Source organism: Serratia proteamaculans, from assembly GCF_946227095.1.
GTDB lineage: Bacteria > Pseudomonadota > Gammaproteobacteria > Enterobacterales > Enterobacteriaceae > Serratia > Serratia proteamaculans_E.
The window spans coordinates 15,034-33,879 of the sequence record NZ_CAMISV010000019.1 but is presented as its reverse complement, the minus strand read 5'-3'; the positions used below and the strand labels follow the sequence as shown (position 1 = coordinate 33,879).

Here is an 18,846-nt window from a genome sequence, read left to right as displayed (position 1 = left end):
TCCATATCACCGCTAAAGTAGCACCATGATTCTGCTATTCGCTAACCGAGGTTGACCATGATTAAGCAACGTTTGAACTATTCCGAACTTTCACCGGCTCCGTACAAAAATATGGTGAGCGCCCTGATGGCGCTGGAAAAAGGCGCGCTGGATAAAGCGACCATTGAACTGATGTTTATGCGTGTTTCGCAGATCAACGGCTGCGCCTACTGCCTGGATATGCACGGTAAAGCCCTGCGCGAAAGTGGCGTCGACAACGCCAAACTGGATCAGCTGGCAGGCTGGCGCGTCAGCCATGCGTTCAGTGAGCGTGAACGCGCAGCACTGGAATGGGCAGAATCTGTCACTTTGATCGCCGCTACCGGCGCTCCGGACAGTGCGTTTGAAGCGTTACAGGCGCACTTTAGCGACGCAGAAATTGCTGATTTGACCTTCGCCATTAGCATCATGAATGCCTTTAATCGCCTGGCCATCAGCATGCGCCAATGATCCAACCGCACTTCCCCTCTCACTGCGAGAGGGGTTTTCGTCACTAACTCCCCGCAAAAAAAATTTCCCCACCGCTTTTCCAGCCCCGCTGCGGCCTGCGCGCGAAACCCATCAAAACACCATATATAGCGTGGTTGATAAATTAAATATCTACATATAGTATTTATTCCATCAGCCGCAGGGAACATGTAGCGGTTGGTAACGCCGTCAGAAGCGCCGTTCAATGCTCCGTTATCTGACCTGTCCGCCTTTCCTTCAGCCCAAAAGGTAAATGCGAATCATGAGCATTATTATTTATAGTAAACCGGACTGTGTCCAGTGCAACGCCACCTATCGCGCCTTCGATAAGCAAGGGATTGGTTATCAGGTGATCGACCTCACCCAGGATCAGCAGGCGCTGAACCATGTCAAATCCCTTGGCTATCAACAGGTTCCGGTAATTATTGCCGGTGAAGATCACTGGTCCGGTTTCCGGCCAGACAAAATTGGCGCGCTGGCTCACGCCGTCGCGTCCTGAGGTTGGCCATGAACCCGCTGGTCTACTTCTCCAGCAGTTCGGAGAACACCCACAGGTTCGTTGAAAAGCTGGGCTTACCGGCGATGCGCATACCGATCGCCGGTGCCCGTAGCAAACTGCTGATGGAAAGCCCCTATATTTTGATCGTGCCCAGCTATGGCGGCGGCAGCGCCGTGGGAGCCGTGCCGATCCAGGTGATCCGCTTTCTCAACGATCCGCAGAATCGCGCTTTCCTGCGCGGCGTTATCGCCGCCGGGAATACCAATTTCGGCGCAGCGTACGGCATTGCCGGCGATATCATCGCCAAAAAATGTCAGGTGCCTTTTCTTTACCGTTTTGAGCTGCTCGGCACCACACAAGACGTTGCAAACGTTCGACAGGGAGTAACCGCATTTTGGCAACGACAGAACTGACCAGGCCCGCTACCAGCGCGCTGGATTACCATTCGCTCAACGCGATGCTCAATCTTTATGATGCCGAAGGCCGTATCCAGTTTGATAAGGATCGACTGGCGGCACGACACTACTTCCTGCAGCACGTCAATCAGAACACCGTGTTCTTCCACAACCTGGAAGAGAAGCTGCGCTATCTGGTGGAAGAAGGTTATTACGAGCAGAGCGTGCTGGCGCAGTACGACTTCGCCTTTATCAAGCAGTTGTTCCAGCAGGCCTACGCGAAAAAATTCCGCTTCGAGACGTTTCTCGGCGCCTTTAAGTACTACACCAGCTACACGCTGAAAACCTTTGACGGCAAACGCTATCTGGAACGCTACGAGGATCGGGTGTGCATGGTCGCCATGACGCTGGCCGCAGGCGATACCGCACTGGCGCAAGCTCTGGTAGAAGAAATGATTTCCGGCCGCTTCCAGCCGGCGACGCCCACCTTCCTCAACTGCGGCAAACAGCAGCGCGGCGAACTGGTGTCCTGCTTCCTGCTGCGCATTGAAGACAACATGGAGTCGATCGGCCGGGCGGTGAATTCTGCGCTGCAACTGTCGAAACGTGGCGGTGGCGTGGCGTTTTTGCTGACCAACATCCGTGAGGTCGGCGCGCCGATCAAACGTATTGAGAACCAATCCTCCGGCGTCATTCCGATCATGAAAATGCTCGAAGATGCCTTCTCTTACGCCAACCAACTGGGTGCGCGTCAAGGAGCCGGTGCGGTGTACCTCAATGCTCATCACCCGGATATTCTGCGTTTCCTCGATACCAAGCGTGAAAATGCCGACGAGAAGATCCGCATCAAAACCCTGTCGCTGGGGGTGGTGATCCCGGATATCACCTTCGAACTGGCCAAAAATAACGAAGAGATGTACCTGTTCTCACCGTATGACGTCGAGCAAGTGTATGGCGTGCCGTTCTCGGAAATCAGCATCAGCGAGAAGTACCGCGAAATGGTGGATGACAAACGCATCCGCAAATCGCGCATCAATGCCCGCGAGTTCTTCCAGGTGCTGGCCGAGATCCAATTTGAGTCCGGCTACCCGTACATGATGTTTGAAGATACCGTCAATCGTGAGAACCCGATCGCCGGACGGATCAATATGAGCAACCTGTGTTCGGAGATTTTACAGGTTAACCGCGCCAGCACTTATCACGATGATCTGAGCTATGACCAGGTCGGCAAGGATATTTCCTGCAACCTCGGCTCGCTAAACATTGCCAAAACCATGGATGCGCCGGACTTCGGCAAAGCGGTCGACACCGCGATCCGCGCGCTGACTGCGGTGGCGGACATGAGCGACATCCGTTCGGTACCCTCTATCGCCGAAGGCAACCGCAGCTCGCACGCCATCGGCCTGGGCCAGATGAACCTGCATGGCTATCTGGCGCGCGAACGCATCTTCTATGGCTCAGAGGAAGGCATCGACTTCACCAATTTCTATTTCTATACCGTCGCTTACCACGCTATTCGTGCCTCTAACCAACTGGCTATTGAGCGCGGTAGCGCATTCGCCGGCTTTGAAGACTCCACCTACGCCTCCGGTGAGTACTTCAGCAAATACACCGAACGGGAATGGCTGCCACAGACCGAGCGAGTGCGCGCTCTGTTCGCCGACGCCAATATCGCCATTCCGGGCCGCGAGGAATGGTTGGCGCTGCGCCAATCGGTGATGATGCACGGGTTGTACAACCAGAACCTGCAAGCGGTACCGCCGACCGGCTCCATCTCCTACATCAATAACTCGACCTCCAGCATCCATCCGATTGTGTCACGCATCGAGATCCGCAAAGAGGGCAAGATTGGCCGCGTGTATTATCCGGCGCCTTATATGACCAACGACAACCTGGAGTACTACCAGGATGCCTATGACATCGGGCCGGAAAAGATCATTGATACCTACGCCGCCGCCAGTCAGCACGTCGATCAGGGGCTGTCGCTGACGCTGTTTTTCCGCGATACCGCCAGCACGCGCGACATCAACCGCGCACAGATTTACGCCTGGCGTAAAGGCATCAAAACCATCTATTACATCCGTCTGCGCCAGATGGCGCTGGAAGGCACCGAGGTGCAGGGCTGCGTGTCCTGCGCGCTGTGAGGCAAAATATGAATAGCATTAAACCGGCGCAGCTGGTGCGCGCAATCAACTGGAATACCATCGAAGACGACAAGGATCTGGAGGTATGGAACCGCCTAACCTCCAACTTCTGGCTGCCGGAAAAGGTACCGCTGTCGAACGATATTCCGTCGTGGGCCACGCTGACACCGAAAGAACAGCAGCTGACCATCCGGGTGTTCACCGGCCTGACGCTGCTGGACACCATTCAGAATACCGTCGGTGCCCCGGCGCTGATCGCTGACGCCATTACGCCGCACGAAGAGGCGGTGTACTCCAACATATGCTTTATGGAGGCGGTACACGCCCGCTCCTACAGCTCGATATTCTCCACGCTGTGCCAGACGCCGGACGTCGACGACGCCTACCGTTGGAGTGAGGAAAACCGCGCATTGCAGAAAAAGGCCAATATCATTCTGGCCCACTACCGCAGCGACGATCCACTGATGAAGAAAGTCGCCAGCGTGTTCCTCGAGTCGTTCCTGTTCTATTCGGGCTTTTACCTACCGATGTACTGGTCGAGCCGCGCCAAATTGACCAACACCGCCGATCTGATCCGTCTGATCATCCGCGATGAAGCGGTACACGGTTATTACATTGGCTATAAGTTCCAGAAAGGGTTGGAGAAAGTCGACGCCGCCCGTCGGCAACTGGTGAAAAACTTCGCCTTCGATCTGCTGCAGGATCTGTATGACAACGAGGTGCGGTACACCGAAGAGCTGTACGACGGGGTGGGCTGGAGCGAGGACGTGAAAACCTTCCTGCACTATAACGCCAACAAGGCGCTGATGAATCTGGGTTACGAAGCGCTGTTCCCACCGTCGATGGCGGAGGTCAACCCGGCGATTCTGTCGGCGCTGTCACCGAACGCCGACGAAAACCACGACTTCTTCTCCGGCTCCGGCTCGTCTTACGTGATTGGCAAAGCGGTCAATACCGAGGATGACGACTGGGATTTCTGAGGACAGTTGAACGGGCGCAGCATGCAGCGCCCCTACTGTTTAGATATTCCCGGAACGCTGCCGGATGCGTTGCCAGATGGCCCGCTTTTCCTGGTCATCGGCGCTCGACCAGGCAGCGATTTCATCCAGCGTGCGCCAACAGCCACGGCACCACGCTTTTTCGGTGTCGATCTGGCAAACATTATTGCAAGGTGAACGGACGCTATCGTCAATCTGACTGCCCGTTTTCCTTCTTCTGCTGCGCCCTACCATTAAATGCTTCCTCGCGGTGGATTTCTCGCCACAGGATACCCGATCCTGCCGCGAAAAAACCGCCTGCCAGCATCAGATAATGCCACCGTTGGCACGCAGGGTTTGGCCATTAATCCAGGCGCCGTCGGCACCGGCCAAGAATGACACTGCTGCGGCGATATCCTGCGGCTGGCCCAGCCGTTCCAGCGGCGCCATTTTCGCCAGTCGCTCGATTAGCTCAGGCGTTTTACCGTCCAGGAACAACCCGGTGGCAGTGGGCCCGGGTGCGATGGCATTCACGGTGATATTACGACCGCGCAGCTCTTTCGCCAGCACGCTGGTCAGCGCCTCGACGGCGGCCTTGCTGGCAGCGTACATGCCGTAACCCGGCTGCAACAGCCCGACCACACTGGAAGAAAAGTTGATGATACGGCCATTGTCACGCAGGCGTTTCGCCGCCTCACGCAGAGTATTGAAGGTGCCCTTCAGGTTGATGTCGATCAGCCGATCCACATCGGCATCGCTCATTTCTGCCAGCGGAGCCAATGCAATCACCCCGGCGTTATTCACCAATATATCCACCCCGCCGAAGGCCTGTTCGGCACGGTCAAACAGTTGGACTACCGCAGCGGCATCGCTGACGTCCGCTTTGGCGCTCAGCGCCCGGCCACCCTTCTGCTCAATTTTGCGTACCAGTTGATCGGCCAATGCCTGGTTACCTGAATAGTTGACGATCACAGTAAAACCGTCGGCAGCCAGGCGTTCGGCGATGGCGGCACCGATGCCGCGTGATGCGCCGGTTACGATGGCAACTTGTTGGCTAGTGGTGTTCATCTGATCTCTCCTCGTCGACGATGCGCCGGCAGGCTTGCTGGCGTGGGATCATCATGCACCTTTCACAGCGGCGAATAATCCCCTACTCTTCGTTATCACTATCCGAATTAAGCGAACAATCACCATGGACAGAATTGACGCCATGCGTCTGTTCACCCGCGTGGTAGAACAGCGTAGTTTTACCCAGGCCGCACAGGATCTGGGCCTACCGCGTTCCACGGTGACCGACGCCATCAAACAGCTGGAAGCCCGGTTGCAGGTACGGCTGTTACAACGCACCACCCGTCACGTCAGCCCGACGCTGGATGGTGAGGCCTATTATCAGCGCTGCCTGACTATTTTGGCGGATATCGAAGATGCCGAGATGGCCTTTGCCGGGGCCAAGCCACGCGGGCTGCTGCGTATCGATGTGCACGGCACGCTGGCGCGTCACTTTCTGCTGCCCGGGCTGCCCGATTTTCTGGCGCACTATCCGGATCTCGAATTGTTCATGAGCGAAGGCGATCGGCTGGTAGACCCGGTGCGGGAAGGTATCGACTGCGTGGTGCGTGTCGGCAAGCTGAAAGACAGCGATATGGTAGCGCGTCGGCTGGGTGAACTGGAGGAAGTGACCTGCGCGGCCCCCGACTACCTGCAACGCTTCGGGACGCCGCTCAGTATCGATGAACTTGAAGGGCACCGCATGGTGGGTTTTCGCTCCTCAGCCAGCGGCACCATTATGCCTTTGGAATTTAACGTCGCAGGTCAGCCGCAACAGGTGATGCTGCCCTGCACGGTGTCGGTCAGCGCGGCGGAAAGCCTGGTGGCCGCAGCACGCATGGGGTTGGGGATTATTCAGGTGCCGCGCTATCACCTGCGCGACGATTTGGCTAACGGCAGCCTGCTGCCGCTGTTGCCGCAATACCCTTCCACACCGATGCCGGTCTCGCTGCTGTATCCGCGTAATCGCCAACTTTCACCCCGGGTGCGGGTATTTATCGACTGGTTCAGCAAGGCTTTTGCCGCACGCAACGGTTAACAAGCCGCCCGTCAGAGCGGCCATTGGTTTACAGGGCGCCATATTCCAGCGGTACCCAGCCGTAGCCTTCACCCTGCTTATTCAGATAGCCCAATCCGGGGAATGACAGATGCGCCCCGCCCACCAGCTCCTTTTGTCGGGCGCTATCACCGAAGACCCGCAGTCGCTGGGTCACCGCTGCTTTGGCATCACTGTCGAAGCTGATCGCGACATTCGGATCGGCAAACTGCACCGCTGCCACGTGGATCAGATCGCCAATTAACAGCAGTTTCTTACCCTGATTCTCCACCTGATAAATGCTGTGCCCCGGCGTATGACCGTGGGCCGCAAAAGCGCTGATGCCTGGCGACAACTCGCCGTCACTGTTGAAAGGTTTGAAGTGCCCGACGGCCTGATAAGGTTTGATCGCCGCTATGGCATTCTCAAATGACGCTTTATCTTCCGCCTTCGCCTGTTTCAAACGGCTCTCGCTCAGCCAAAAATCGGCCTCCTGCTGACCAGCACGCACCAGCGCATTTGGGAACACCGCCTGGCCGTTTTGCATCAAGCCGCCGAGATGATCCGGGTGCATATGCGTCAGATAAATTTCATCCACCTGTTGCGGCTGATAGCCGGCCGCCTTCAGATTAGCGGTCAATTTACCCAGATCCTTGCCCAGCAGCGAACCGGCCCCGGTATCGATCAGGATCAACTTACTGCCGGTATTGATCAGGTACGAATTGAACGAGGTCACTACCGGCAGGCTCTGATGGTGCTCGGCCAGCGCGGTTTCGATCTGTTTTGGCGTGCTGTTCAGCAGCAGTTTATCCACCGGCAAACGGAGTATCCCATCGGACAAGACGGTGACTTCATAGCTGCCCAGCATTAGGCGATAAAAACCCGGCGCGGGGGTTTTCACCTGTGGTGCGGCGGCCAGGGTTTGCAGCGACATGACGGCCAGCGTCGCCCCCAGCAGGTAAGATTTCCAGAACATAGTGACTCCCGATTGTCATTTAAGCGCTAAGTATTAACCCAAAGCGGAAATGACGCCTGCAGGAGGGGAAAATGAATAAAAAAAATCCCCGCGGGGGCGGGGAAAGGCAAAGAAAACTAAGGTTTTTTTGTTATACGAAGAATTTGGCCAGCACTAACAAAGAGAGTGAGACGTTAATCGCGCCGCCGATGCGGGTGGCGATTTGGGCAAACGGCATCAACGACATACGGTTACCGGCGGTCAGGATAGCAACATCACCGGTGCCGCCCTGCCCGCTCTGGCAGCAGGAGACAATCGCCACATCGATCGGGTGCATGCCAATTTTCTTGCCGACAAAGAAACCGGTCGCCACCAGCGTGCAAACGGTGCTGACGATCACCACCAGATTTTGAATAGTGAAAGCGTTAACCAGTTCCTGCCATGGGGTGATCGCTACGCCAACGGCAAACAGGATTGGGTAGGTCACCGCCGTGCGGAAGAACTTGTACACCACCTGCGAGCCTTCCTGAATACGTGGAGAAACACCGTGCGCCAGCTTCACCGCCACCGCCGCGAACAGCATGCCAACCGGTGCCGGCAGGCCAATCAGGCGATGCAGCAACATCCCCACCATGTACAGCAGGATGGCCAACAGCGCGCCACAGGCAATGGTGCTGACATCCACCTTGCCACTGACTTTTTCCACCGCACTCATTTCGCTGTCACCCTGCTTGTTGGGCATCAGGCTGCCTTCACCGGTCAGGTGCGGGTAGCGTTTACCAAGTTGGTTGAGCAAGCCGGCGAGCACAATGGCAGTCAGACCACCGAGCATCACTATCGGCAGGATACGACCCAGAGCTACCCCCTGATCCATATGCAGGATTGCTGCGTAGCCCATCGACAGCGGGATCGCGCCCTCACCGACGCCCCCGGCCATGATCGGCAAGATCAGGAAGAAGAAGATTTGGAACGGCTCCAGCCCCAGCGCCATGCCGACCGCCATACCCACCAGCATGCCGGCAACTTCACCGCACAGCATCGGCGCGAAGATGCGCAGGAAGCCCTGGATCAACACCTGACGGTTCATACTCATAATGCTGCCGACGATAATGCAGCAGATATAGAGATAGAGAATATTGGTCGACTTGTAGAACTTGGTGGTCGACTCCACCACCACGTCCGGCAGCAGACCGTAATGCACCAACGCGGAAGGAATAAAGGTGGCGCAAATGGCTGCGGCCCCCATTTTGCCGATCAGCGGCAGGCGTTTGCCAAACTCGCCGCAGGCAAAACCGAAGAAGGCCAGTGTCGCGACCATCACCACGATATCGCTGGGTAATTTCCCTTCCAGGCAATCCAGTAAAATAAGTACGCCGGCCAGAACGAAGAACGGTAACGGAATAATCCCTACTTTGTAATTGTCCAGTATGTGCCACCATTTTTCACGCAACGGTATTTCAGCCGTTTTGTCTTTGGCGACGAGGTAAGAATCATCTGTTGTGCTCATAATCTGGCCTCTTATTAGTTTGTTCGGCCATCATAGAGAAACGCACGGATTACCTGCTGTGATTTTGTTCAAAATTAAAAAGGGTTTTTAATGGTGGTTATGGTTTCTATGGTGTTAATTAGGGTTATGTAAAATAGAACGTGGTTTTAATGGTGTTAATGTTATTTTAACTTTAAAGCTTATCAATTTTATTGCAGTCGCTGAATACTGTGACCCACCAAGGATAAACCCGTGGCGGCGATCACAAGTTGATCGGGCGCAATATTACATTAACCCCGACTCATGATAGGGTAAGCACTCAGGATCTCTCAGGGCAACCCCCAGGCCATGCGCATAAAACTCTCATTTCAAATCAAGCTATTCCTGTGCCTGGTCGCCTTTTCCTGTGTGCTGCTAACCTTTATTGGTGCCTACACTTACTACCAGCTGGATGCTCAGTTGCACCGCGACCTCGGCGCGCGGGCGCAAGTACAGGCGCGGGAGATTGCCCTGATCCCTTCCTTGATCACCGCAGTGGAAAAAAACGACCCGGTGAAAATCGCCGAGCTGATGAAAAAAATACGCGCCAGCAGTGATGCCAGCTATATCGTGATCGGCGATAAACAAACCCGGCATCTTTACCACTCTGAATATACTGATCGTATCGGTACCCCGATGGTCGGTGGCGATAACAAAGAGGTTTTGGAGGGGAAAAGTATTATTTCCATCCGCAAAGGCGGCATCGGTGTTTCATTGCGCAGTAAAGCGCCGATTATGGACGACAATAATAACGTTATCGGCATTGTTTCGGTCGGCTATCTGAAATCACATATCGACAATCTGAATGCCAGAACCCTGACGCAAATTGTGGTGTCGATTGTGATGTTATTAATCGCCCTGTTTGTTTTTTCCTGGCTGTTATCGAAGAATTTAAAACGCCAGATGTTCTGGCTGGAGCCGAAGGAAATTGCGCTGCTGGTGCGCCAACAAAAAGCCCTGTTGGAAGCAATTTATGAGGGAGTGATTGCCGTCGACCCTCAATTGCGGATCATCACCATCAACCACGCGGCACGTGAATTGCTGGATCTGCGTCAACCCGCCGGGGCCCTGATGGGGCGCGAGATTGGTGAAGTGATCCAGTCGCAGCCGGACTTTTTCGGCGCTTCCCAGTTGGGGCACGATACCCATGATGAGGTTTGCCGCTTCAACCACGTGCGGGTCATCGCCAGCCGGGTGCGGATTATGCAGGAAGAAGAGCTGCAAGGCTGGGTGATCAGCTTCCGCGACAAGAACGACATCAATACCCTGAGCAGCCAGCTCAGCCAGGTCAAACGCTACGCTGACAACCTGCGTATCATGCGCCATGAACAGCTCAACTGGACCGCCACCCTCGCCGGACTGTTGCATATGCAGCGCTACGACGAGGCGATCCGTTATGTTGAGGCTCAGTCGGAAGGCGCGCAGGAGATCCTCGACTTTATTTCTCAGCGTTTCAGTTCTGCGGCACTCTGTGGTCTGCTGTTGGGCAAGTACTCCAGTGCGAAGGAAAAAGGCGTTGAGCTGCGCTTCGATCCCGCCTGTCAGCTGGGGCAAATCCCGGCGGCGCTGAACGAAACCGAACTGATGTCGATCATCGGCAATTTGCTGGATAATGCGGTTGACGCTACGCTGCATTGCGATGCGCCGCATGAAGCGGTAGAACTCTATATTAGCGATAACGGCAATGAGTTGGTGATTGAAGTGGCCGATCGCGGTACCGGCATCGCCCCCGAGGTGCGTGATACGCTGTTCGAACAAGGCGTCACCACCAAAGATGACAAAGGTGACCACGGCATCGGCCTGCATTTGGTCGCCAGCCACGTAGCGCAGGCGCATGGCAGCATAGAAGTGTCGGACAACGAGCCGCACGGCACCATTTTTTCTTTGTTTATCCCTAAACAATCTTGAGCACCCGAATAATGCAACCAGAAGCACTGGACGTTTTGATCGTGGAAGATGAGCCACAGTTGGCGACGCTGCACGCCGAGTTCATTGAGCAGAACTTTGCTCTGCGGGTGGTGGCCTATGCCGCCACGCTGGCCGAGGCCAGAGCCAAGGTCAAAAGCCACCAGCCACGGTTGATCCTGCTGGATAACTTTCTGCCGGACGGCCAGGGTATTGAGCTAATGGAGGAAGCCGCAGTGAAAAATCCCGGTTGTTCGGTGATCTTCATTACCGCCGCCAGCGATATGAACACCTGCAGCCAGGCGATCCGCAACGGCGCTTTCGATTACATCATTAAACCGGTGTCCTACAAACGGCTGCGCAACTCGCTGGAACGCTTTATGCAGTTTGTTCAAACCCAGCGCACCTTCAAGGTGATCGACCAAAGCAACGTCGACGCACTGTATAACCTGCAATCCAAACAGTTCTCCAGCGAGCCAAGCGCCAAGGGCATTGAAACCAACACGCTGGAGCTGGTTCAGGCGCTGTTTATCAAACGGCCAGAGATGGCGCACGCGGTGGAGGACGTGGTCGAACAGGTCGGTATCAGCAAAACCACCGCCCGCCGTTATCTGGAATATTGTGTCGCTACCCAATTCGTACGCGTAGAGATGATGTACGGCAATATCGGCCATCCACGCCGCCTGTATCGCAAGGCTTAGGCTGACATCTGGCTGTCATATTAAGCGGATAATATGCCTGCGACGATATCCCCTCGATATCGGCACCTGTCGTTAAAAACTGATGAAATACTGATGACTTTTACCCGACCTCTGGTCGGGTTTTTTATTGCCAGAGAAGAGAGCCAAACGAGTAAATAATAACGTTAATTCAGCAGGATTATTCTTACTTAAAACCAGGCGCTTATCGGGAATATCAGACGAAAATAATTGAATATTTACCGCACTACCATAACCAATAGAGATGTTGATGTAAATCGCTAATATCCCATTCAGCGGACATTGAGGGTTGTCTCAGATATTCACTGTGTTAGGGTATAGGGGACTATTATTTTCTATTGGGACATTTTTTATCGTTTGATAATTCATCAGAGGAAACAGCAAATTGCATGGCAATTAAACTCGAAGTAAAGAACCTGTATAAGATATTTGGCGAACATCCGGATCGCGCATTCAAACTGATTGAGAAAGGTCTGACAAAAGACCAACTGCTTGAAAAAACCGGGTTATCATTAGGCGTAAAAGACGCCTCTCTGACCATTGAAGAAGGCGAGATATTTGTCATCATGGGGCTTTCCGGTTCTGGAAAATCCACCCTGGTACGCCTTCTCAATCGTCTGATAGAACCCACCCGCGGACAGGTGCTGATTGACGGCGAGGATATATCGAAAATATCCGACAGCGCACTGCGTACCGTACGTCGTAATAAGATCAGCATGGTGTTTCAATCATTCGCTTTAATGCCACATATGAATGTATTGAATAACACTGCATTTGGCATGGAATTAGCCGGCATTCCTCCCCAGGAGCGCCAGGATAAAGCGCTGGAAGCCCTGCGTCAGGTCGGACTGGAGAATTATGCCCATGCTTATCCTGATGAACTTTCCGGTGGCATGCGTCAGCGCGTGGGATTAGCCCGTGCCATGGCAAATAATCCGGATATATTATTGATGGATGAAGCCTTCTCAGCGCTCGATCCCTTAATCCGTACCGAAATGCAGGATGAGCTGGTCAAATTACAGGCCCAGCATCAGCGCACCATCGTCTTTATTTCTCACGATTTGGACGAAGCTATGCGTATTGGCGATCGTATTGCCATTATGCAAGGCGGTGAAGTGATTCAGGTCGGCACGCCTGAGGAAATATTAAATAATCCGGCCAACGATTATGTACGTACCTTCTTCCGTGGCGTAGATGTCAGCCATGTTTTCAGTGCCAAGGATATCGCCAAGCGCCGTCCGGTGGCGCTTATTCGTAAAACCCCCGGTTTTGGTCCGCGGTCGGCGTTACAGCTGCTGCGCGATGAAGACCGCGATTATGGTTATGTTGTTGAACGCGGAAAGAAATTTATCGGCGTGGTGTCGGTAGATTCGCTCAAGCAGGCGCTGGCGGCCAATCTGACGCTGGATGACGCCCTGCTGGAAGCACCCGCCCCGGTACCGGCCGACATGCCGCTAAGCGAACTGATTTCATTGGTCGCTCTGGCGCCTTGCGCGGTACCTGTGGTCTGCGAAGAAAACAACTATATCGGAATCATTTCCAAGGCCATGCTGTTGCAGGCCCTGGATAAAGAGGGCCCAACGAATGAGTGATACAACACAAGATCCCTGGGCCACTGCGCCTGTCGACCCCAGTGCCGCACCGGCCGCTGACGCTGCCAACTCGGCGGCTCCCGCCGGCGATGCCTGGTCCAGTACGCCACCAGCGGCAACCCACGACGCCGCCAGTCAGGCCGCTCAAGGCTCAGACTGGCTGAATAGCGCCCCGGTCCAACCGGAGCACTTCAACCTGCTGGATCCGTTCCACAAGACCTGGATACCCTTTGACTCCTGGGTCACCCACGGCATTGATTGGCTGGTGCTGCACTTTCGCCCGCTGTTCCAGGGGATCCGCGTACCGGTCGATTTTATCCTCAGCGGTTTTCAACAATTGCTGCTCGGTATGCCGGCACCGATCGCCATTCTGCTGTTCTCGCTGATTGCCTGGCAGCTCTCCAGCCTCAGCATGGGTGCCGCTACGCTGGTCTCGCTGATAGCCATCGGCGCTATTGGTGCCTGGTCGCAGGCCATGGTGACGCTGGCGCTGGTATTGACCGCCCTGTTCTTCTGTATCGTCATCGGGTTGCCGCTCGGCATCTGGCTGGCGCGCAGCAAGCACGCCGGCAAAGTCATACGGCCGTTGCTTGACGCCATGCAGACCACGCCGGCCTTCGTCTATCTGGTGCCGATTGTCATGCTGTTCGGTATCGGTAACGTGCCTGGGGTGGTGGTCACCATTATCTTCGCCCTGCCGCCGATCGTGCGTCTGACTATCCTGGGCATTAAACAGGTGCCGGAAGATCTGATCGAAGCCGCTGAATCCTTTGGTGCCAGCCCGCGCCAACTGCTGTTTAAAGTGCAGTTGCCACTGGCGATGCCGACCATTATGGCCGGGGTAAACCAAACGCTGATGCTGGCACTGTCGATGGTGGTGATCGCCTCGATGATCGCCGTCGGCGGTCTGGGCCAGATGGTGCTGCGCGGTATCGGTCGTCTCGATATGGGGCTGGCCGCCGTCGGCGGGGTCGGTATCGTGATCCTGGCAATTATTCTCGACCGCCTTACCCAGTCGCTGGGGCGCGATCGCCGCAGCAAAGGCATGGGACGTTGGTACGCACACGGCCCGATCGGCCTGGTCACCCGGCCCTTCATCAAAAAGCCTTAATCGCCCTGCCCCCGGCGCTGGCCGGGGGCACCGACAGCACGAATAAAATCGAAGGAACCACTATGCGCTCGACAGGAATTTGGGCTTTAGCCCTGACTTCATTGCTTGGCACACAGGCGTTCGCCGTCGAACTTCCCGGCAAAGGCATCACGGTTAAACCCTTGCAAAGCACCCTCGCCGAAGAAAGCTTTCAGACCGAGCTGGTCAACCGTGCGCTGGTCAAGCTGGGCTATAACGTCCAGCCTACCGCCGAGGTGGAATACAATATTGCCTATACCTCTATCGCTTCCGGTGACGCCACCTACATGGCGGTGAACTGGGATCCGCTGCAAACCGACATGTACCAAAGCGCCGGCGGCGACAAAAAGTTTTATCGTCAGGGTGCCTATATCACTAATGCGGCGCAGGGTTATCTGATCGACAAGAAAACGGCTGATCAATACCACATCAGCGATATTTCCCAGTTGAAAGATCCCAAGCTGGCCAGGCTGTTTGATGCCGACGGTGACGGCAAGGCGGATCTGGCCGGCTGTGAGCCTGGCTGGGTGTGCGGCAGCGCGATCAACACCCATATCAAAGCCTATGGCCTGAGCAACACGGTTACTCAAAACCAGGGTAACTACTCCGCCATCATCGCCGACACCCTGACCCGCTATAAACAGGGCAAACCGGTGCTGTACTTCACCTGGACGCCGTATTGGGTCAGCGACGAACTGGTGCCCGGCCGCGATGTGGTCTGGCTGACCGTGCCGTTCTCAGCCAGTCCGGGTTCGTTGAAAGACAAGGATACCGCGTTGCCGAACGGCAAAAATTACGGCTTCTTCGTCAATAACGAACACATTGTTGCCAACAAGCCCTGGGCCCAGGCCAACCCGGCTGCCGCCAAGCTGTTTGCCATCATGAAACTGCCGTTGGCAGACGTAAATGCGCAGAACCTGCGTATGCACAAGGGCGAGAACAGCGCCGACGATATACAACGCCACGTAGACGGCTGGATTAAAGCCCATCAGGCCACCTTTGATGGCTGGGTCAGCACCGCTGCTGCGGCAGCGAAATAATCCCGACGTGCCGGAAATCCCGGCTTCATAACATAAAAAAGGTATTTCACTATGCGCACTACAGGAATCTGGGCGGTTGCCCTTACCACACTGATTAGCTCACAGGCGGTCTCCGCCGCAGACTTGCCAGGCAAAGGCATCTCCGTTCAGCCGGTGCAGAGCACCATCTCGGAAGAGACCTTCCAGACATTGCTGGTCAGCAAAGCGCTGGAAAAGCTGGGCTATGACGTCAAGGAGACCCGTGAAGTCGACTATAACGTCGCTTACACCTCGATCGCTGCCGGCGATGCCACCTTCATGGCGGTGAACTGGCAGCCGCTGCACAATGATCAATACAAGGCCGCCGGCGGCGACGCTAAATTTTACCGCAAAGGCATTTACGTAGATAACGCTGCGCAGGGTTACCTGATCGACAAGAAAACCGCCGATAAGTATCACATCACCAACATTGAGCAGTTGAAAGATCCGAAGATCGCCAAGCTGTTTGACACCAACGGAGACGGCAAGGCCGATCTGACTGGCTGTACACCAGGCTGGGGTTGTGAAGCGGTGATTAATAATCACATCAAGGCCTACGGCCTCGATAAAACCGTCGAGCACAATCAGGGTAACTACGCGGCGATGATTGCCGATACTATTACCCGTTACAAAGAAGGCAAACCGGTGCTGTACTACACTTGGACACCATACTGGCTCAGCGACGTACTGGTCACGGGGCGCGACGTTGTCTGGTTACAGGTCCCTTTCTCCTCCCTGCCGGGCAGTCAGAAAGATATCGATACCAAGTTGCCTAACGGCGCTAACTATGGGTTCCCAGTAAGTGTCATGCGCATCGTTGCCAACAAAAAATGGGCCGAAGCCAACCCGGCCGCTGCCGAGCTGTTTGCCATCATGAAGCTGCCGATTAGCGATGTGAATGCGCAGAACCTGCGTATGCATGAAGGTCAGGCGTCCGAAGCCGATATCCAGAATCACGTTAACGGCTGGATCAAGGCACATCAGGCCACCTTCGACGGCTGGGTGAAAACCGCCGCAGAAGCCGCGAAGAAGTAATAGCTCCGGGGCGCAGGCCACTGCGCCCCGACTCTCTTCATTCAGCAATACCTATCCCACTAAACTGCAAAAACCGCTCGGCGGTTCTTGACAGCGGCTGCGGCCATACGCAGTACACCTGTCGCCGTGGACCATCCTCAATCGGGATCGACACCAGCGAACTTAAACGCTGCGCCGTCGAAATAGGCACAATACCTGCCGCCAACCCACGCCGCACCAGATTCTCCAGCCATTCGATATGGTCAATTTCAAAACTGACATGCCGTTTGATGCCAGCCGCCTGAAACGCTCGGTCGGTCTGCCGCCGGGCACCGGTACCGCTGTAAAAGTCCACCAGCGGCACCTCTGACAGGGTTTGCAAATTGACCCGCTGACGGCTGGCCAGCGGATGCTGCGTCGCCACCAGCGCCACCAGCGGCTCATCGGTGAGCTGCCGATGCGACACTGGCAACATATCGATATCCCCCGGCCAGATACCGACAAACGCCACGTCTGTCTTTTGTTGGCGCACGTCTTCCAGCAATGCTTCGCTCATACCCACGTACAGCCGGATATTCACCGCCGGATAATGGCGATGAAAGTTGCCCAGTTTTTCCGTCAGATCAATCGCGTTTATGGTTGAAATGGTGCCGATGGTCAGGGTACCGGATACCGTGCCGCTGGCGGCAACCACCTCCTCCACCAGCGCCTGTTTCGCCGCCAGCAGCCGTTGCGCTGGTTGAATAAACGCCTGCCCGGCGGTGGTCAGTCTGACCCGACGCGAGGTGCGCTCGAACAATGTACAGCCCAGTTCCTCTTCCAGTTTGGCGATCTGGTGGCTGAGGGCCGACTGCACCGTATGGCAGCGCTGGGCCGCCCGGGTAAAGCTCTGCTCTTCGGCTACCGCCAGCGCAAAGCGGATCTGTTTCAGGTTCATGGTATCTATCGCAAAATGAGATTGATCAAATGAAAATTATACATTGGTTTCGCCGGCTGTCGTGCCCGATACTTCGGCTAACTTTTCCCTGTGATTAATATCTTATGAACCAACAACATTCACAGCCGGGTCTCAGCCCGGCGCTGATCGTGCTGATCGCCATCGCTACCGGTCTGGCCGTCGCCAGTAACTACTACGCACAACCGCTGCTGGAAACCATCGCCCAAAACTTTGATCTGTCGGTGAATCAGGCCGGTTTTATCGTTACCGCCGCCCAGTTGGGTTATGCCGTTGGTCTGCTGCTGCTGGTACCGCTCGGCGATATGTTTGAACGCCGTGGGCTGATCGTCTTTATGACGCTGCTGGCCGCGGGCGGCATGCTGATCACCGCCAGTTCCACCACCTTGCCGATGATGATCCTCGGTACCGCGCTCACCGGACTGTTCTCGGTGGTGGCGCAAATTTTGGTACCACTGGCTGCCACCTTGGCCCATCCGGAGAAGCGCGGCAAAACCGTCGGTATTATTATGAGCGGCCTACTGCTCGGCATTCTGTTGGCGCGCACCGTGGCCGGAGCGCTGGCGTCGATTGGCGGCTGGCGCACCATTTACTGGGTAGCCAGCGTGCTGATGATCCTGATGGCACTGATCCTGTGGCGCGCACTGCCGCGTTACAAGCAGCATTCGGGGCTGAATTACCCGCAGTTGCTGAAATCTATCTTCACCCTGTTTTGCGGTACCCCCCTGCTGCGCACCCGCGCGATACTCGGGGCACTGTCGTTCGCCAACTTCAGCGTGCTGTGGACTTCGATGGCCTTCCTGCTGGCGGCACCGCCGTTTGGCTATTCCGAAGGGGTGATTGGCCTGTTTGGCCTGGTAGGCGCTGCCGGTGCATTGGCGGCTTCACGAGCCGGGCATTTGGCGGATCAGGGTAAGGGCGGTTTAACCACCACCGTTGGCCTGGTGCTGCTGCTGCTTTCCTGGATACCCATCGCTTTCGCTAAACAATCCTTGTGGGCGTTGATCGCCGGCATCCTGATCCTCGACCTGGCCGTACAGGCCGTACACGTCACTAACCAAAGCGTGATTTACCGGATTATGCCGGAGGCGCGTAACCGCCTGACCGCCGGCTACATGACCAGCTATTTCATCGGTGGTGCGCTCGGCTCACTGCTGTCAGCCTCGGCCTATCAACATGCAGGCTGGACCGGCGTTGCCGCTGCCGGGGGCGTTTTATGTCTTCTCAACCTGCTGACCTGGTGGCGCGGCAAGCACCATGATCCGCAAGGACCGGCGACAATCTGATTAGCAAGCGAATAGTCATAGTCGAAATTTATTAGCGCCGCAGGGTATAAACATTACTCACTCTCTGGTAATGTTCTGCAGATGAACTATTAATCTCTATCCT

18 protein-coding genes are annotated in these 18,846 nt (G+C 55.5%); 13 read left to right on the top strand and 5 right to left on the bottom strand.

The genetic code is table 11. From position 1 onward, the window contains the following. The first annotated feature begins 57 nt into the window (after nt 1-57). The 5 genes from OC597_RS24955 (at nt 58) to nrdF (ending at nt 4,525) form a co-directional block, all read left to right on the top strand. Nucleotides 58-489: a carboxymuconolactone decarboxylase family protein gene (locus tag OC597_RS24955; RefSeq protein WP_261425822.1), complete on the top strand. Its 432-nt coding sequence runs from the start codon at nt 58-60 to the stop codon at nt 487-489. 280 nt (nt 490-769) lie between these two features. Beyond that, nucleotides 770-1,006, top strand: a complete 237-nt coding sequence (nrdH, locus tag OC597_RS24950) for a glutaredoxin-like protein NrdH (RefSeq protein WP_262210963.1) — start codon at nt 770-772, stop codon at nt 1,004-1,006. An 8-nt stretch (nt 1,007-1,014) separates the two neighbouring features. Further along, nucleotides 1,015-1,419 (top strand): class Ib ribonucleoside-diphosphate reductase assembly flavoprotein NrdI, encoded by a 405-nt coding sequence (gene nrdI / locus OC597_RS24945; protein WP_099062737.1) that lies wholly within the window; start codon nt 1,015-1,017, stop codon nt 1,417-1,419. Beyond that, on the top strand, nt 1,401-3,545 hold the full coding sequence (gene nrdE, locus OC597_RS24940) for a class 1b ribonucleoside-diphosphate reductase subunit alpha (RefSeq protein ID WP_262210960.1): 2,145 nt from the start codon (nt 1,401-1,403) through the stop codon (nt 3,543-3,545). The genes nrdI and nrdE overlap by 19 nt, the downstream gene beginning before the upstream one ends. An 8-nt stretch (nt 3,546-3,553) precedes the next feature. Then, complete coding sequence (nrdF, locus tag OC597_RS24935) at nt 3,554-4,525, top strand: class 1b ribonucleoside-diphosphate reductase subunit beta (protein ID WP_262210958.1); 972 nt, start codon at nt 3,554-3,556, stop codon at nt 4,523-4,525. A 39-nt stretch (nt 4,526-4,564) separates the two neighbouring features. Here nrdF and OC597_RS24930 read toward each other — a convergent pair whose 3' ends face one another. Together OC597_RS24930 and OC597_RS24925 are read right to left on the bottom strand one after the other, a co-directional pair. Beyond that, complete coding sequence (locus OC597_RS24930) at nt 4,565-4,777, bottom strand: DUF1289 domain-containing protein (protein WP_262210956.1); 213 nt, start codon at nt 4,775-4,777, stop codon at nt 4,565-4,567. Between the two features lie 72 nt (nt 4,778-4,849). After that, entirely contained in the window at nt 4,850-5,590 is a 741-nt protein-coding gene (locus OC597_RS24925; RefSeq protein WP_262210954.1) for an SDR family oxidoreductase, read from the bottom strand. A 124-nt stretch (nt 5,591-5,714) separates the two neighbouring features. Between OC597_RS24925 and OC597_RS24920 the strand changes: the two genes are divergently transcribed. Further along, nucleotides 5,715-6,608, top strand: coding sequence for a LysR family transcriptional regulator (locus OC597_RS24920; RefSeq protein WP_262210952.1), 894 nt, complete (start codon nt 5,715-5,717; stop codon nt 6,606-6,608). 28 nt (nt 6,609-6,636) lie between these two features. On the opposite strand, the gene OC597_RS24915 is transcribed toward OC597_RS24920, so the two are convergent. Together OC597_RS24915 and OC597_RS24910 are read right to left on the bottom strand one after the other, a co-directional pair. Then, the gene (locus OC597_RS24915; protein ID WP_262210950.1) at nt 6,637-7,581 is read right to left on the bottom strand and encodes an MBL fold metallo-hydrolase; all 945 of its coding nucleotides are present in this window, start codon (nt 7,579-7,581) and stop codon (nt 6,637-6,639) included. Between the two features lie 130 nt (nt 7,582-7,711). After that, on the bottom strand, nt 7,712-9,067 hold the full coding sequence (locus OC597_RS24910; RefSeq protein WP_261258840.1) for a 2-hydroxycarboxylate transporter family protein: 1,356 nt from the start codon (nt 9,065-9,067) through the stop codon (nt 7,712-7,714). Between the two features lie 327 nt (nt 9,068-9,394). On the opposite strand from OC597_RS24910, the gene OC597_RS24905 reads away from it, so the two are divergent. The 6 genes from OC597_RS24905 to proX (OC597_RS24880) all read left to right on the top strand — a co-directional run bounded on the left by OC597_RS24905 (nt 9,395) and on the right by proX (OC597_RS24880) (nt 16,523). Continuing rightward, nucleotides 9,395-10,993, top strand: a complete 1,599-nt coding sequence (locus OC597_RS24905; RefSeq protein WP_261258839.1) for an ATP-binding protein — start codon at nt 9,395-9,397, stop codon at nt 10,991-10,993. An 11-nt stretch (nt 10,994-11,004) separates the two neighbouring features. Next, entirely contained in the window at nt 11,005-11,691 is a 687-nt protein-coding gene (locus OC597_RS24900; RefSeq protein WP_261258838.1) for a response regulator, read from the top strand. A 407-nt stretch (nt 11,692-12,098) separates the two neighbouring features. Then, nucleotides 12,099-13,301, top strand: a complete 1,203-nt coding sequence (gene proV / locus OC597_RS24895; protein ID WP_262211058.1) for a glycine betaine/L-proline ABC transporter ATP-binding protein ProV — start codon at nt 12,099-12,101, stop codon at nt 13,299-13,301. Beyond that, entirely contained in the window at nt 13,294-14,412 is a 1,119-nt protein-coding gene (gene proW / locus OC597_RS24890; RefSeq protein ID WP_261258837.1) for a glycine betaine/L-proline ABC transporter permease ProW, read from the top strand. Before proV ends, proW begins: the two co-directional genes overlap by 8 nt. 62 nt (nt 14,413-14,474) lie before the next feature. After that, nucleotides 14,475-15,470 (top strand): glycine betaine/L-proline ABC transporter substrate-binding protein ProX, encoded by a 996-nt coding sequence (gene proX / locus OC597_RS24885; RefSeq protein ID WP_262210947.1) that lies wholly within the window; start codon nt 14,475-14,477, stop codon nt 15,468-15,470. A 51-nt stretch (nt 15,471-15,521) separates the two neighbouring features. Further along, nucleotides 15,522-16,523 (top strand): glycine betaine/L-proline ABC transporter substrate-binding protein ProX, encoded by a 1,002-nt coding sequence (gene proX / locus OC597_RS24880; protein WP_085118435.1) that lies wholly within the window; start codon nt 15,522-15,524, stop codon nt 16,521-16,523. 37 nt (nt 16,524-16,560) lie between these two features. Here proX (OC597_RS24880) and OC597_RS24875 read toward each other — a convergent pair whose 3' ends face one another. Beyond that, complete coding sequence (locus OC597_RS24875) at nt 16,561-17,439, bottom strand: LysR family transcriptional regulator (RefSeq protein WP_261285979.1); 879 nt, start codon at nt 17,437-17,439, stop codon at nt 16,561-16,563. 104 nt (nt 17,440-17,543) lie between these two features. On the opposite strand from OC597_RS24875, the gene OC597_RS24870 reads away from it, so the two are divergent. After that, nucleotides 17,544-18,743 (top strand): MFS transporter, encoded by a 1,200-nt coding sequence (locus OC597_RS24870; protein WP_261258834.1) that lies wholly within the window; start codon nt 17,544-17,546, stop codon nt 18,741-18,743. Nucleotides 18,744-18,846: the final 103 nt, after the last annotated feature.

Coding starts and splice junctions, on each gene's coding strand:
- OC597_RS24955 (WP_261425822.1), top strand. CDS start 58: ATGATTAAGCAACGTTTGAACTATTCCGAACTTTCACCGGCTCCGTAC.
- nrdH (WP_262210963.1), top strand. CDS start 770: ATGAGCATTATTATTTATAGTAAACCGGACTGTGTCCAGTGCAACGCC.
- nrdI (WP_099062737.1), top strand. CDS start 1,015: ATGAACCCGCTGGTCTACTTCTCCAGCAGTTCGGAGAACACCCACAGG.
- nrdF (WP_262210958.1), top strand. CDS start 3,554: ATGAATAGCATTAAACCGGCGCAGCTGGTGCGCGCAATCAACTGGAAT.
- OC597_RS24930 (WP_262210956.1), bottom strand. CDS start 4,777: ATGGTAGGGCGCAGCAGAAGAAGGAAAACGGGCAGTCAGATTGACGAT.
- OC597_RS24925 (WP_262210954.1), bottom strand. CDS start 5,590: ATGAACACCACTAGCCAACAAGTTGCCATCGTAACCGGCGCATCACGC.
- OC597_RS24920 (WP_262210952.1), top strand. CDS start 5,715: ATGGACAGAATTGACGCCATGCGTCTGTTCACCCGCGTGGTAGAACAG.
- OC597_RS24915 (WP_262210950.1), bottom strand. CDS start 7,581: ATGTTCTGGAAATCTTACCTGCTGGGGGCGACGCTGGCCGTCATGTCG.
- OC597_RS24910 (WP_261258840.1), bottom strand. CDS start 9,067: ATGAGCACAACAGATGATTCTTACCTCGTCGCCAAAGACAAAACGGCT.
- OC597_RS24905 (WP_261258839.1), top strand. CDS start 9,395: ATGCGCATAAAACTCTCATTTCAAATCAAGCTATTCCTGTGCCTGGTC.
- OC597_RS24900 (WP_261258838.1), top strand. CDS start 11,005: ATGCAACCAGAAGCACTGGACGTTTTGATCGTGGAAGATGAGCCACAG.
- proV (WP_262211058.1), top strand. CDS start 12,099: ATGGCAATTAAACTCGAAGTAAAGAACCTGTATAAGATATTTGGCGAA.
- proW (WP_261258837.1), top strand. CDS start 13,294: ATGAGTGATACAACACAAGATCCCTGGGCCACTGCGCCTGTCGACCCC.
- proX (WP_262210947.1), top strand. CDS start 14,475: ATGCGCTCGACAGGAATTTGGGCTTTAGCCCTGACTTCATTGCTTGGC.
- proX (WP_085118435.1), top strand. CDS start 15,522: ATGCGCACTACAGGAATCTGGGCGGTTGCCCTTACCACACTGATTAGC.
- OC597_RS24875 (WP_261285979.1), bottom strand. CDS start 17,439: ATGAACCTGAAACAGATCCGCTTTGCGCTGGCGGTAGCCGAAGAGCAG.
- OC597_RS24870 (WP_261258834.1), top strand. CDS start 17,544: ATGAACCAACAACATTCACAGCCGGGTCTCAGCCCGGCGCTGATCGTG.